This is a genomic window from Pseudomonas sp. PvP089 (assembly GCF_017875165.1).
GTDB classification, from domain to species: Bacteria; Pseudomonadota; Gammaproteobacteria; order Pseudomonadales; family Pseudomonadaceae; genus Aquipseudomonas; species Aquipseudomonas fortuita.
The window spans coordinates 88,660-102,893 of sequence record NZ_JAGGME010000001.1; the positions used below are offsets into that span (position 1 = coordinate 88,660).

General features: G+C 63.6%; 13 protein-coding genes. 2 read left to right on the plus strand and 11 right to left on the minus strand.

Features of this window, described 5'->3' with window-relative positions; genetic code table 11:
• Positions 1-32: 32 nt before the first annotated feature.
• From J3A71_RS00440 to exbB, 6 genes are all read right to left on the minus strand, one after another.
• A complete protein-coding gene (locus tag J3A71_RS00440) occupies positions 33-1,436 on the minus strand; it encodes an aminoacyl-tRNA deacylase and HDOD domain-containing protein (RefSeq protein WP_096426912.1) in 1,404 nt (467 codons plus the stop codon).
• A gap of 78 nt (positions 1,437-1,514) precedes the next feature.
• A complete protein-coding gene (gene recG / locus J3A71_RS00445) occupies positions 1,515-3,593 on the minus strand; it encodes an ATP-dependent DNA helicase RecG (protein ID WP_016489833.1) in 2,079 nt (692 codons plus the stop codon).
• A gap of 3 nt (positions 3,594-3,596) precedes the next feature.
• Entirely contained in the window at positions 3,597-4,523 is a 927-nt protein-coding gene (locus tag J3A71_RS00450; RefSeq protein WP_016489832.1) for a hydrogen peroxide-inducible genes activator, read from the minus strand.
• A gap of 94 nt (positions 4,524-4,617) precedes the next feature.
• Positions 4,618-5,349, minus strand: a complete 732-nt coding sequence (locus J3A71_RS00455; protein ID WP_016489831.1) for an energy transducer TonB — start codon at positions 5,347-5,349, stop codon at positions 4,618-4,620.
• Complete coding sequence (exbD, locus tag J3A71_RS00460) at positions 5,346-5,774, minus strand: TonB system transport protein ExbD (protein ID WP_003253367.1); 429 nt, start codon at positions 5,772-5,774, stop codon at positions 5,346-5,348. The genes J3A71_RS00455 and exbD overlap by 4 nt, the downstream gene beginning before the upstream one ends.
• A gap of 3 nt (positions 5,775-5,777) precedes the next feature.
• Positions 5,778-6,746 carry a tonB-system energizer ExbB gene (gene exbB, locus J3A71_RS00465; RefSeq protein ID WP_209953608.1) on the minus strand — a complete coding sequence of 323 codons (969 nt, stop codon included), beginning with the start codon at positions 6,744-6,746 and terminating at the stop codon, positions 5,778-5,780.
• A gap of 191 nt (positions 6,747-6,937) precedes the next feature.
• Here exbB and J3A71_RS00470 point away from each other — a divergent pair, with 191 nt between their 5' ends.
• Complete coding sequence (locus J3A71_RS00470; RefSeq protein WP_016489829.1) at positions 6,938-7,795, plus strand: SDR family oxidoreductase; 858 nt, start codon at positions 6,938-6,940, stop codon at positions 7,793-7,795.
• 110 nt (positions 7,796-7,905) lie between these two features.
• Here the strand turns inward: J3A71_RS00470 and J3A71_RS00475 are convergent, their stop codons facing one another.
• The 5 genes from J3A71_RS00475 to J3A71_RS00495 all read right to left on the minus strand — a co-directional run bounded on the left by J3A71_RS00475 (position 7,906) and on the right by J3A71_RS00495 (position 12,643).
• Complete coding sequence (locus J3A71_RS00475; RefSeq protein WP_016489828.1) at positions 7,906-8,637, minus strand: hypothetical protein; 732 nt, start codon at positions 8,635-8,637, stop codon at positions 7,906-7,908.
• 56 nt (positions 8,638-8,693) lie between these two features.
• Positions 8,694-9,074, minus strand: a complete 381-nt coding sequence (locus J3A71_RS00480) for a RidA family protein (protein WP_016489827.1) — start codon at positions 9,072-9,074, stop codon at positions 8,694-8,696.
• A gap of 23 nt (positions 9,075-9,097) precedes the next feature.
• Positions 9,098-11,206, minus strand: coding sequence for a bifunctional GTP diphosphokinase/guanosine-3',5'-bis pyrophosphate 3'-pyrophosphohydrolase (gene spoT, locus J3A71_RS00485; RefSeq protein ID WP_016489826.1), 2,109 nt, complete (start codon positions 11,204-11,206; stop codon positions 9,098-9,100).
• Between the two features lie 59 nt (positions 11,207-11,265).
• Complete coding sequence (gene rpoZ / locus J3A71_RS00490) at positions 11,266-11,529, minus strand: DNA-directed RNA polymerase subunit omega (RefSeq protein ID WP_003253383.1); 264 nt, start codon at positions 11,527-11,529, stop codon at positions 11,266-11,268.
• A 241-nt stretch (positions 11,530-11,770) separates the two neighbouring features.
• On the minus strand, positions 11,771-12,643 hold the full coding sequence (locus J3A71_RS00495) for a LysR family transcriptional regulator (RefSeq protein WP_016489825.1): 873 nt from the start codon (positions 12,641-12,643) through the stop codon (positions 11,771-11,773).
• A gap of 205 nt (positions 12,644-12,848) precedes the next feature.
• On the opposite strand from J3A71_RS00495, the gene J3A71_RS00500 reads away from it, so the two are divergent.
• Positions 12,849-14,231 carry a glutamine synthetase family protein gene (locus tag J3A71_RS00500; protein ID WP_016489824.1) on the plus strand — a complete coding sequence of 461 codons (1,383 nt, stop codon included), beginning with the start codon at positions 12,849-12,851 and terminating at the stop codon, positions 14,229-14,231.
• The last annotated feature ends 3 nt before the right edge of the window (positions 14,232-14,234 follow it).

Consider the following 14,234-nt stretch of genomic DNA (forward strand, 5'->3'; position numbering starts at 1 on the left):
ATTGCCGGGGCCGCAAAGCGGCCCTCGCGATATCAGTGCGGTGCTTGAAACTGCGAAGCCAGCTCGCGCAGCAGGTTCTCGGCCTCGAGTACCTTGTTCACCACATCCTCGGCCTTGTCCCGGGTAATCCCCAGGCGCTCCAGCAACTCGTCAGGAATCTCTTCCTGCGGCCCGGAGCCAATCCCTCGTGTACGCAACAGGCGGGTCGCCAGGCACACCAGGTTGGGGAACGCCGAATACTCGCCGTCGTACGCCGGGTCGTGCTGGAAGCGCAGCGCGGTCGACAGCTCTTCGGGCATGTCCCACAGCTTCATCAGCCAGGCACCGATCTGTTCGCGGCTGATGCCTAGCAGGTGCTGTTCCACATAGGTGTGGTTCAGGTGCGGGTTCACCTCCAGGTGGCGGCAAATCAGCGAGAAGTGCGGCGGGAACACGTGCGCCAGCAGCAGGTAACCGAAGTTGTGCAGCAGCCCGGCCAGGTAGGTCAGCCCGGCTTCGGGGCGTTCTGCCCGAGGCATGGCGCGGGTCAGGCCTTCGATGATCGCGGCAGTGTAGATCGACTGCTGCCAGTAGGGTGTGGCCTGTTGCGGCTGGTCTTTCGGCAGGCTCAAGGTCTTGCCCAAGGCCAGGCCCAAGGCCAGGTTGATCACCAGGTCGAAACCCAGCACGCGCACGATGGCGTCCTCCACCGAGCGGATCTTGCCCGGCGAAGCGTAGTAGGGCGACGCCGCCCAGCTGACTACCTGCGCCGCCAGCGCCGGGTCGGTTTCGACCACGCCGGTGATGTCATCGATGCTCGCGTTGGGGTCTACCCGCAGCTTGATGATCTTCTGCGCGGTATCGGCCAGCGGCGGAATCTCGATGGTTTCTTCCAGACGCTTCTGGATGCGTCGGGCGGTGAACGCCTGAACGGCATTGGTGATTTCCAGGGTGTCGTCATGGGGGCGGTCGAGGTTGGGGCTGATGGCCTCGACCTCCTGGCCGAAGCTGCTGGCGCTGGCCTTGGCCAGCATGCGCTTGAAGTGGGCGTGCTCAATCTCTAGCAGCAGGCCGACTTCACCAGACTGGATGTACACAGTCTCGGCGTCGAGCAGGCTCTTTTCGTACTGGCACGGTGAGCTGGTCAGCGCAGGAATGGCGGGCAGGGCCTTCAGCTGGTGCTTGTCGAGCATTTGCTTGAGGCGCGGCACCGACACGGCGGTGAGCTTGCGCCCGGTCAGCTCGGCCAGGCGGTTGAGGTCCAGCAGTTGGCTCTGCGGGAACAGCACCATGAGTGCGCCGACCTCGTCGTCGAGAAGCACCGCCTGGACCCGGGAGGCCGCAGGCAGGTGCGGGTGTTCGACCACCTCACGGTAGACGACGCCGACCTTGTCGAGCAGCAGCCTGATAACAGAGGGGGCGTGTGGGGTTGCGGTGTCCAGGGCAACTTCAGTCATGGTCCGTATCCACTGATTCTTTTAAACGCGAAGTATAACCAGCCTGCGAGCAAATCTGGATCCATTCTGGGACTAGCGTCACACTTGGCCATATTGCTGGCCATGGCGCAGCCAGCGGTCGAGCAGCGGGCTGACATGGTCCGGCCAGCGGGCCACCAGGGCCTGGGCGGCATCGCGCACAGCCGGTAACAGGTCGGCATCGCGCATCAGGTCGGCGACCTTGAATTGCAGCAGGCCGGTTTGGCGTGTACCCAGCATTTCGCCGGGGCCGCGCAGTTCGAGGTCTTTCTCGGCAATGATGAAGCCGTCGTTGGTCTCGCGCATGATCCCTAAGCGTTCGCGGCCAATCTGCGACAGTGGCGGGTGGTACAACAGCACGCAATGGCTGACGGCACTGCCCCGGCCAACCCGGCCGCGCAGCTGGTGCAACTGGGCCAGGCCCAGACGTTCTGGGTTTTCGATGATCATCAGGCTGGCGTTGGGGACGTCCACGCCGACTTCGATGACCGTGGTCGCGACCAGCAGCTGCAATTCGCCGGCCTTGAACTGGGCCATGATTTCGGCTTTTTCCGCAGGCTTCATGCGGCCGTGGATCAGGCCCACACGCAATTCGCCCAAGGCGCTGCCGAGTTCTTCATAGGTGCTTTCGGCGGCCTGGCAGGTCAGCTCTTCGGATTCTTCGATCAGGGTGCACACCCAGTAGGCCTGACGCCCCTCGGCGCAGGCGGCGCGAACCCGTTCGACCACCTCAAAGCGGCGGCTGTCGGCTACCAGCACGGTGTTTACCGGCGTGCGTCCAGGGGGTAATTCGTCGAGCACCGAGGTGTCCAGGTCGGCGTAGGCGCTCATGGCCAAGGTGCGCGGAATAGGGGTGGCGGTCATGATCAGCTGGTGCGGGCACAATTCGCCTGCCACGCCTTTCTTGCGCAGGGCCAGGCGTTGCTGCACGCCAAAACGGTGCTGCTCGTCGATGATCGCCAGGGCCAGATGCTTGAACTTCACTTCTTCCTGGAACAGCGCGTGGGTGCCGACCACCATGGGCGCACCGTTGGCGATCTGCTCCAGGGCGCTGGCCCGGGCCTTGCCTTTGAGCTTGCCGGCCAGCCAGGCCACTTCGATGCCCAGCGGTTCGAGCCAGCGCTTGAAGGTGATGAAGTGCTGTTCGGCGAGGATCTCGGTGGGCGCCATCAGTGCCACCTGATAGCCCGCTTCCAGCCCTTGCAGTGCTGCCAGGGCGGCAACCACGGTCTTGCCGGCACCGACATCGCCCTGTACCAGGCGCATCATTGGCTCGTGCTGGCTGAGGTCGTAGGCAATTTCGTTGGCCACGCGCTGCTGTGCGCCGGTAGGCTGAAAGCCCAGGTTTGCCAGGTACTGCGCCTGCAGGCGCGTGGCCTTGGGCAGCACCGGCGCCCGCAGGCTGCGCAGGCTCTCGCGCAGGCGTTGCTGCGACAACTGGTGGGTCAGCAGCTCTTCAAAGGCCAGGCGGTGCTGGGCCCAGTGCTGGCCTTCGGCAAGTTCATCAAGGTCGGCGTCGGCCGGCGGGTTGTGCAGGTAACGGATGGCATCGTCCAGCGGCGCCAATTGGTAGTCCCGGGCCAGCTCGTCAGGCAGCCAGTCGGGCAGGCTGCGCGGGCCAAGCAGGCCCAGGCTCTGCTGGCACAACAGGCGCAGGCGTTGCTGGGTGAGGCCTTCGGTGGACGGGTAGATCGGCGTCAGGGTCTGTTCCACCGGTGGCGGCGGCTCGTCACCATTCAGTGCGCGGTACTCCGGGTGGTAGATTTCCAGGCCCGAGGCACCGGGGCGGGCTTCGCCGTAGCAGCGCAGGTGGGTGCCACGTTTCAGGCCTTCCTTCTGCGCGTTGCTGAAGTGGTAAAAGCGCAGGCTCAGCACGCCGGTGCCGTCACCCAGGCGCACCACCAGGCTGCGTCGCTTGCCCATGGTCACGTCGGCGCCGCTGACCACGCCCTCGATCACGGCATCCTGCCCTGGGCGCAATTGGCCGATCGGCACCACACGGGTGCGGTCCTGGTAGCGCAGGGGCAGGTGGAACAGCACATCCTGCAGGTTCTCCAGGCCGACCTTGGCGAGTTTTTCCGCCATGGCCTCGCCAACGCCCTTGAGTACCGTGACCGGGACCTTCGACAGCTCACTCATGACTCAGGCCGTTTGTTCCGCAGGGGCTTTGGCGACCGAGCACAGGCGGATCGAGTCGGCGAGGATCTCGATGGCCTTTGGCCGCGGGAAGCTGGCGCGCCAGGCGATGGCCACGGTACGGAACGGTGCCGGTGCCGTCAGTGGGCGAACTTCGATGACCCCAGGTGCATAGTGGTGGCTGTGCACCGCCGACAGCGGCAGGATCGACACGCCAAGGCCCGAGGCCACCATGTGGCGGATGGTTTCCAGCGAGCTGGACTCGACGGTGGTGTGCCTGGCGCCTTCGCCCCCCTTGTTCAGGGTAGGGCAGGCTTCCAGTACCTGGTCGCGGAAGCAGTGGCCCTCACCAAGCAACAGCAGGCTCTTGTCGTTGAGCATGGCGGTGTCGATGGTCTTTTTCGCCGTCCATGGGTGGTCGGCGGGCATCAGGGCGCAGAACGGCTCATCGTACAGCGGCAGGGTCAGCACATCGGCTTCGTTGAACGGCAGGGCGATGATCACCGCGTCCAGCTCGCCGTTACGCAGCTTTTCACGCAGTACGTGGGTGAAGTTTTCTTCGATGTACAGCGGCATCTGCGGCGCTACGCGATGCAGTTGCGGAATCAGGTGCGGGAACAGGTACGGGCCGACGGTATAGATGGCACCGACCTTGAGCGGGGCAGTCAGCTGGTTCTTGCCGGCCTGGGCCAGCTCGCGGATGCCCTGGGCCTGCTCCAGTACCTTCTGTGCCTGGGCGACAATGCTCTCGCCGACGGGGGTCAGGCGTACCGCGCTTTTGCTGCGCTCGAAGATCAGAACGCCAAGCTCATCCTCGAGCTTCTTCACACCGACCGACAGGGTCGGCTGGCTCACATGGCAGCGTTCGGCGGCATGGCCGAAATGCTGTTCCTGGGCGAGTGTGACGATGTAGCGTAATTCTGTGAGGGTCATAACGTGCGTCCATGAAGTTGCGGGCCCAGCATAGCGGCTGCAATCGATAGACGCACGTTATCAGACTTGCCGATTTGTGACAGAAGCAAAAGTCTTAGCGGCGGTCCAGCGAGTAGACGAACGGTGCCACGACTTCGATCGTGCCATTGTTCAGCAACTCGGGTGGCGGCTTGGGTACCGTGCCGGCCCGACGGATCATTTCAAGGGTTGCCCGGTCCAGTGCGGCACTGCCCGACCCACCTGCCATGGAGTACGACACGACCTTGCCTTCGGCGTCGACCACGAAGCGCAGGCGGTTGATGCCTTGCAAGCCGCGACGGCGCGCGTCTTCCGGGTAGCGCTTGTACTTGGCCAGGTGGCGCAGCAGGTCGCTCTGCCAGGTTGGCAAGGCGTTGCTGTTGGACGCAATGCTCGGCGCCGGTGCCGCGGACTTCTGCGGTGGCGTATTGCTGGGCGGTGCGTCTACCGTTTGCTCGGTAGGTGGCGCTTCCTTAGGCGGCTCAGGCTTTTTCTCGGGCTTCGGCGGCTGGGGCTTGGCCTTCGGCTTGGGCGGCTTGGGGATGGCGATCTTGGGCTTGGGTGCTTCCGCCAGCTTGGGCAACGGCGGTTCTTCGACCGGTGCCGGTGGCTGCGGAGCCGCTTTCGGTGGTGGTGGTGGCGCAGGCTCCGGTAACGGTGCCAGCTCCACCATCATCGCTGCCGGGGGCAGCTCGATGGCCTGAGGCACCGACCAGTTGAGCGTCAGCAGCACGGCGACCACGTGCACGCCCAGCACGATCGCCAGGCTGCCACCGTAGCGCGCCATGTTTGAGCGCGTTTTCGTCATTTCTTGGCTGCCGTCTCGAGACCTACCAGACCGACCTTGAGGTAGCCGGCCGCCCGCATGTTGTTCATCACTTCCATCAGGTCGCCGTAATCCACGCCTTTGTCAGCCTGGAAGAAGATGGTGGTTTCCTTGTCACCCTTGGTCTTGGCGTCGAGCATCGGGCCAAGCTGGTCGGGCGCCGCAACCTGATCGTCGCCGACGTACAGCTTCTGGTCGGCCTTGACGCTGACGAACACCGGTTTCTCGGGCCTGGGCGCCGGCTTGGCGGTTGAAGCCGGCAGGTCGACCTTGATGTCGACCGTGGCCAAGGGGGCAGCGACCATGAAGATGATCAGCAGCACCAACATCACGTCGATGAACGGCGTAACGTTGATTTCGTGGTTTTCGGCGAGGTCGTCGCCACCTTCGTTGAGATGCAGGCCCATGGCTTACCCCACTTTCACCATGTGCGGGGCGGCGCGCTCGCTGCCCTGGTGGTCCAGGTCACGGCTGACCAGCAGCAGTACCTGAGCGGAGGCGTCGGACACCTGGGCCTTGTAGCCAGCGATGGAGCGGGCGAAGACGTTGTAGATGACCACAGCCGGGATTGCAGCGACCAGGCCCAGGGCGGTGGCCAGCAGGGCTTCGGCGATACCTGGAGCAACCACCGCCAGGTTGGTGGTCTGGGTCTTGGCGATGCCGATGAAGCTGTTCATGATGCCCCACACGGTACCGAACAGACCGACGAAGGGCGCGGTGGAGCCGATGGTGGCGAGCACGCCGGTGCCGCTGCTCATGGTGCGGCCGCTGGCGTGCACCAGGCGCTCCAGACGGAAGCTGACGCGTTCCTTGATACCTTCTTTTTCGCGGGCGTTGGCCGACAGGCGCATCTCTTCGAGGGCATCGTGGACCAGGGTATGGGCCAGGGTACCTTCCTTGTTGGAGACTTCGCTCGCGTCTTTCAGGGTGGTGGATTTCTTCAGCTGGGCGATTTCGCCACGCAGGCGACGTTTGGCGCCCATCAGCTCGAAGCCTTTGGCGATCCAGATGGTCCAGGTCATGATGGAGGCGATGGCCAGGCCGATCATGACGATCTTGACCACGATATCGGCGTTTTTGTACATGCCCCATGGGGACAGGTCGTGGGCCATGCCCAGCGAGGTGTCTTCAACCAGCGCCTCAACGTTCGGGTCTACCGCAGCCGGTGAAGCAGCAGCGTTGGCAGCAGGAGCCTGCGCATCGGCAGCCGGGGCAGCAGCAGGTGCGGCCGGGGCAGTGGCAGCAGCAGGCGCGGCGGCGTTGGCGGTTGGCTCATCGGCCATGGCCACCGGGGCCAGCACCAGGCTGAGTGTCAGCGCGGCGATGGCGCGCCAGGCGCGCGACGGGGTTGGCGAAGCGGAAGGTTGAATACGTGTCATGCTGGCCGGACCTGATGAAGAAATAAAGTGAGCGTTCTCCAAGGCCTCGAGGTAGGCCGAGAACAAATTGGCGGCCATTATTGCAAGTAATTCTTGTTAACAAAAGTAATCTTGTTGCTTTTTTCGCCTATGGTCTAGCCATCCATCGTGTAGCGTGGGTGGGCTGATCAATTGGTCTAGGGAGTTCAGAGATGTCAGACCTTTCCGTGATGGTGGTGGGTTGTGGTGATGTAGGTGGGCGTCTGGCCCTGCAAATGCTGGGTAAAGGCTGGCAGGTAAGCGGCTTGCGCCGCGCTGTCGGGCAGCTGCCTGCGGGCGTTCAACCGGTTGCCGCGGACCTGGCCGAACCGTCGATCCCGCAAGCCTGGCCACAGGGCACGCTGGATTATCTGGTGTACTGCGTGGCGGCCAGCCAGCACGACGAGGCCGGTTACCAGGCGGCTTATGTGGATGGCTTGCGCCATGTGCTGGCCTGGCTGGCCGAGCGAGGCCAGCGCCCCCGTCGCCTGTTGTTCGTCTCCAGCAGCAGCGTGTATGCGCAGAAGGACGGCGAGTGGGTCGAGGAAGGCGCAGCCACAGAGCCCGAAGGTTATTCCGGGCGTGTGATGCTGGAGGCTGAACGGCTGGCGCTCGCCAGTGGTATCCCGGCGAGCGTGGTGCGCCTGACCGGCATCTATGGCCCAGGCCGCGAGTGGCTGTTGAGCCAGGTGCGCCAGGGTTACCGTGTGGCCGAAGAGCCGCCGCTGTATGGCAACCGCATTCATGCCGAAGATGCCGCCAGCCTGTTGGCGTTTCTGCTGCAGGCCGATGCGGATGGCAAGGTGCTGGACGACTACTACATTGGCGTTGATGACGACCCGGCGCCCCTGGCCGACGTGGTGGCCTGGCTGCGGGCATACATGGGGGTTACCGAGTGGTCCGATGAGCAGCGGGTACGGCGTACTGGCAGCAAGCGCTGCAGCAACGCCCGGGCCCGGGCGCTGGGCTGGGCACCGGTGTACCCAAGCTACAAGGAAGGGTATGCAGCCATCCTGAAAGGAGGGCGTTGAATTTACCGGCCTCTTCGCGGGTAAACCCGCTCCCACAGGGGTATCACAAGGCCTGAAGACAGTGATTACCCGCGAAGAGGCCAGTGCATTCAGTGCAAATGCAGCAGGATTCAGTTCTGCTCCAGCACCCACTGGCGCTTGCCCGCCGCCAGCTCCGGCATTTCATCCGGTTGCGCACGGTTCACTGCCTGGAAAATCTCCAGCTTGTCGCCAGTTCGCTTGATGATGAACGGTGCACCACGCTGGTTACGCTCCAGCCACAGGCTGTCATTGCTGCCGCCCATGGTCGCGCAGTCACCTGCCAGGCACAGGGCAAAACGGTCCGGCCCCGGCAGGCCGGTGACGTTGCCGGTGTCGCTGAAGCGCACGCTGGCACCTTTGCCCTCACCTTCGACCACCTTCCAGTTGCCGCCCAGATAGGCCTGGTACAGCGCTTTCTCGAAGCTGCTGCCCAGCGGCGCATTGGCAGTTGCCGGCGCCTTGGCACGCACGAAGGTCTGCTTGGCGCCACGCTGGTCGACGGCTTGCAGCTCGTCACCGTCGAGCGACAGCTGCTCGGTCTGGCCGCCCTCGAAGCTGGCCTGCCATTGCTTTTCGTTGCTGCTCAGCTGGCCGTCAGCGGCCTCGAAGCCATTGCTGTAGCTGGCCTGCTGGCTGGCAACGTCGAGCTTCCATTCGAACACGGGGCCGTGTTCATTCAGCGCTTGGCGCAGGCTGCCGCCCTTGACCGCTGCAGTGATGGCCTCCTGGTTGATCCAGGTGCCGTTGAAATCTTCGGGTTTGTGGCTGGCGCAGCCGCCCAGTAGCAGGGCTGCCAGCGCGATGGGCAGTGCTTGACGCATGACGGGGTAACCTTGCAAAAGGAGGAGTGACGGGCAGGGCGCCCGTCACCGGGGCATCACTCGATGACCAGGATGGCGTCCATTTCGACCTGGGCACCTTTCGGCAGCGCGGCAACGCCGATGGCGGCACGGGCCGGGTAGGGTTGCTCGAAGTAGCGGCCCATCACCTCGTTGACCTTGGCGAAGTGGCTCAGGTCGGTGAGGAAGATGTTCAGCTTGACGATGTCCTTGAACGAACCGCCAGCGGCTTCAGCCACGGACTTGAGGTTCTCGAATACCTGCACGGTCTGGGCTTCAAAGCCTTCGACCAGTTCCATGGTCTTCGGGTCCAGCGGGATCTGGCCCGACATGTACACCGTGTTGCCGGCCTTGATCGCCTGCGAGTAGGTGCCGATGGCGGCAGGGGCCTTGTCGCTCGTGATGACGGTCTTGCTCATGATGACTCCTTGCGGTTGGCGGACTACGTACGCATGCGGGTGATGCGGACCACGCCGGTCAGGGTACGCAGCTTCTTGATCACACGCGCCAGGTGCACACGGTCGTGCACGCTGACCACCAGTTGGACCACGCTGATACGGCCATCGCGTTCGTCCATGCTGATCTTCTCGATGTTGCCGTCGGCGGCGTTGACGCTGCTGGCCAGCAGGGCAATAAGGCCGCGCTGGTGCTCCAGTTCGACACGCAGTTCGACATTGAACTCACCGGTGATGTCCTTGGCCCAGGAAAGCTGCACGCATTTTTCCGGGTTGTGGCGGATTTCACTGATGTTGCGGCAATTTTCCAGGTGCACGACCATGCCCTTGCCGGCCGACAGGTGGCCGACGATCGGGTCGCCAGGGATTGGCGTGCAGCATTTGGCGTAGCTCAGCACCAGGCCTTCGGTGCCACGGATCGCCAACGGGCCTTCCGGCGCAGGCAACTGCTCGCCGTCAGCCGACAGCAGGCGGCGTGCGACCACGTAGGCCATGCGGTTGCCCAGGCCGATGTCTTCGAGCAGGTCTTCGATCAGTTCCAGGCGGTACTCGGCGAGAATCGCCTGGATGCGCTCCTGGGGGATTTTATCCAGGCTGCTGTCAAAGCCGGTGAGTACCTTGTTCAGCAGGCGCTCGCCCAGGCTGATGGACTCGGAGCGGCGCTGTTGCTTCAGGGCGTGACGGATGTGCGTACGCGCCTTGCCGGTCACCACGAAATTGAGCCAGGCCGGGTTCGGCCGAGCGCCGGGGGCGCTGACGATTTCCACCGTCGAGCCGCTTTGCAGCGGTTCGGACAGCGGCGCCAGGCGGCGGTTGATGCGGCAGGCGATGCAGCTGTTGCCGACGTCGGTGTGTACCGCGTAGGCGAAGTCCACCGCCGTGGAGCCTTTGGGCAGCTCCATGATGCGGCCTTTGGGCGTGAACACGTAGACCTCGTCCGGGAACAGGTCGATCTTCACGCTCTCGATGAATTCCAGTGAGTTGCCGGCACGTTGCTGCAACTCGAGGATACCCTTGACCCACTGCCGCGCGCGGGCATGGCTGCCCTTGGGCTGCTCGTCGTCGTTGGACTTGTACAGCCAGTGCGCGGCGATGCCGTTGTTGGCCATCTCTTCCATTTCGCGGGTGCGGATCTGGATTTCGATGGGCACGCCGTGCATGCCGAACAACGTGGTGTGCAACGACTGGTAGCCGTTGGCCTTGGGGATCGCGATGTAATCCTTGAAGCGACCAGGCAGCGGCTTGTACAGGTTATGCACGGCGCCGAGCACGCGGTAGCAGGTGTCGACCTTGTCGACGATGATGCGGAAGGCATACACGTCCATGATCTCGTTGAAGGCACGGCGCTTGCCGCGCATCTTCTTGTAGATGCCATAGAGGTGTTTCTGCCGGCCGCTGACCTCGCCTTCGATGCCGTCGGCAGCGAGGCAGTTGGCCAGCGAGTGTTCGATCTTGGCGACGATCTCTTTACGGTTGCCGCGTGCGCTTTTCACCGCCCGGTGAATCAGCGACGAGCGCATTGGGTGCATGGCCTTGAAACCCAGGTCCTCGAACTCCACGCGCACGGTGTGCATCCCCAGGCGATTGGCGATAGGGGCGTAGATTTCGAGTGTTTCCTTGGCAATGCGCCGGCGTTTTTCGCCGGACAGCACTTCCAGGGTGCGCATGTTGTGCAGGCGGTCGGCCAGCTTGACCAGAATCACGCGAATGTCGCGGGCCATGGCCATGGCCATTTTCTGGAAGTTTTCGGCCTGCGCCTCGGCCTTGGTCTCGAAGTTCATCTGGGTCAGCTTGCTGACCCCATCGACCAGTTCGGCCACCGTCTCGCCAAACTGCTGGCTGAGGGCTTCCTTGGCGATACCGGTGTCTTCGATCACGTCGTGCAGCATGGCCGCCATCAGGCTTTGATGGTCCATGTGCATGTCGGCGAGGATGCTGGCCACGGCCAGCGGGTGGGTCACGTAGGGCTCGCCGCTGCGGCGGCGCTGCCCATCGTGGGCCTGTTCGGCGTAGAAATAGGCGCGCCGGACCAGGTTGACCTGTTCGGGGCCAAGGTAGGTCGACAGCCGTTCGGCCAAGGCTTCTATACCCGGCATGGGTTGACCTCCTGCGGAGGAAGAGGGCCTTGCGCCGTGCGACGTCGACCTGGCATCAATCAGACAGCCTCGTTGTTCTCGTCCTCGAAGGCGGCGAAGACCGGATCCTCGGTGACGATCTCTTCAGCGGCGATAAACTCGTTGGTGACGATGCCTTCGGCGATTTCACGCAGGGCAACAACGGTCGGCTTGTCGTTTTCCCACGCAACGCGTGGTTCTTTGCCGCCGGTCGCCAGCTGGCGAGCGCGCTTGGTCGAGAGCATGACCAGCTCGAAGCGGTTATCCACGTGTTCCAGGCAGTCTTCAACAGTTACGCGGGCCATGGTCTTCCTCAGTAGCAAATGCGGTGGGCGTGCAGCCCAGTAATGGGCAGGCGGACTCGATAGTATAAAAATTCACCAGCCAATAGGGAAGCGCTGTTTTGCCGGGCGGTCACCTTGAAGCACTGTGTTTGCTTCTTCGCGGGTAAACCTGCTTCCACAGGCACCGCCTACCCTGTGGGAGCAGGTTTTGCCGCGAAAGTGCCGGACCAGACAGCCGCAATACTTGAGCCCGACGATAACCTCAGAGCATCGCGCCACGCAACCGCGGCGTCAGCTCTTCGAACAAGGTCTGCACCGAGCGCAGCGCCCGGCAATCCGGCCGGGTCAGTAGCCAAAGCTGAGTGTCGCAACCCGGTAGCGGTCCGCTCAGCGCTTCCACGCCGGGCAGGGCGTGCACCATGTAATCCGGCAGCGCCGCCACGCCCAGGCCGGCGGTTACCAGCTGGGCGATGGTCGACATCCCGCTGCACTGGTAGCGCGGGCTCAACCCAGGGTGCTGCTGGTTGCGCCAGACCACCGTGGGGTGGTCCTGCATCGAGTCGTCGGGGGCGATCCATGGCACGCTGACGGCCGATTCTGCCAGGCGCTCGCGCCACTGCGGCTGGCCGCAAACCACATAGGATGTTGACCCAAGGTTGCGACCTACCAGGTGCTCCGGTGGTGTATTGGTCAGGCGCAGGGCAATGTCGGCGTCACGCCGGCTGAGGTTGGCGAAGGTATTCGAGGTGCCCATCTCCAGCGACAGGGCCGGGTAGTTGGGCATGAACTCGGCCAGCGCCGGCAGCAGCAGGCTATGCATCACCGCCTCGGTGCAGGTCACCCGCACCGTGCCGCTGACCACCTGCTCGCCACTGGTCATGGCAATGCGTGCCGCCTCCAGCGCCTGCTCGGCGCGCTCGGCCTGCTCGGCCAGGGCCTGCGCGGTGTCGGTCGGCAGGTAGCCCTTGCGGCTCTTGACGAACAAGGCGGTGCCCAGCGCCGACTCCAGCCGGCGGATCGAGCGGAACACCGTCGAAACGTCGACTTTGAGGAGCTCGGCGGCCTTGGCCAGCGAGCGGCCACGCTCCAGTGCCAGGACCAGGGAGAGGTCGGCGTGGGTGATCTGATATTGCATTGGTGCACGCTCTGCTTGCCGAATTGCCAATGTCTGTTGCGTCGGGGCCATTTTATAGTGAAACCGCCCCCCGGAATCAATTCGTCCGGTCGGGTAACCAATCCCCACGATGGGAAAGTGAAAAAAACAACAGCTGCAACCATCGTCGCCCGTGAGGCGCCAGCCGTATCCCCACATCGCCGCAGCACATCAAAGGATGTACACCATGACGTCGGTAACCCCGTGCGCCAGTTCTTCCAGCGAGATGAATGACTTCCTCCAGGCCCATCCGGACACACAGTACGTCGACCTGCTGATCTCCGACATGAATGGCGTGGTACGTGGCAAGCGCATCGAGCGGGCCAGCCTGCACAAGGTGTACGAGAAAGGCATCAACCTGCCGGCTTCGCTGTTCGCCCTGGACATCAACGGTTCCACGGTCGAAAGCACCGGCCTTGGCCTGGACATTGGCGATGCCGACCGCATCTGCTTCCCGATCCCCGGCACACTGTCGGACGAGCCATGGCAGAAACGCCCCACCGCCCAGCTGCTGATGACCATGCACGAGATCGAAGGCGCGCCGTTCTTTGCCGACCCGCGTGAAGTGCTGCGTCAGGTGGTGAGCAAGTTCGACGACCTGGGCCTTACGATTTGTGCTGCGTTCGAGCTGGAGTTCTACCTGATTGATCAGGACAACCTCAACGGCCGCCCGCAGCCGCCGCGCTCGCCCATTTCCGGCAAGCGTCCGCAGTCGACCCAGGTGTACCTGATCGACGACCTCGACGAATACGCCGACTGCCTGCAGGACATGCTCGAAGCGGCCAAGGAGCAGGGCCTGCCTGCCGATGCCATCGTCAAGGAAAGCGCCCCGGCGCAGTTCGAGGTCAACCTGCACCACGTGGCTGACCCGCTGAAGGCCTGCGACTACGCGATCCTGCTCAAGCGGCTGATCAAGAACGTGGCCTACGACCATGAAATGGACACCACCTTCATGGCCAAGCCCTACCCGGGCCAGGCAGGCAACGGCCTGCACGTGCATATTTCGTTGCTGGACAAGAAAACCGGCAAGAACATCTTCTCAAGCGATGACCCGCTGCAAAGCGACACGTTGCGCCACGCCATTGGTGGTGTGCTGGAGACGATGCCGGCATCGATGGCCTTCCTCTGCCCGAACATCAACTCCTACCGCCGCTTCGGTGCGCAGTTCTATGTGCCCAATGCGCCGAGCTGGGGCCTGGACAACCGCACCGTGGCCGTGCGCGTACCTACCGACAGCAGCGACAACGTGCGCCTGGAACACCGCGTGGCCGGCGCCGACGCCAACCCGTACCTGATGCTTGCGGCAGTCCTTGCCGGCGTGCACCACGGCCTGACCAACAAGGTCGAGCCGGATGCGCCGATCGAAGGCAACTCCTACGAGCAACTGGAACAGAGCCTGCCGAACAACCTGCGTGATGCCCTGCGCGCGCTGGACGACAGCGAAGTCCTCAACCAATACATCAGCCCGGACTACATCGATATCTTCGTGGCCTGCAAGGAAAGCGAACTGGCCGAGTTCGAAGTGTCGATCTCCGACCTTGAGTACAACTGGTACCTGCACACGGTGTAAGCC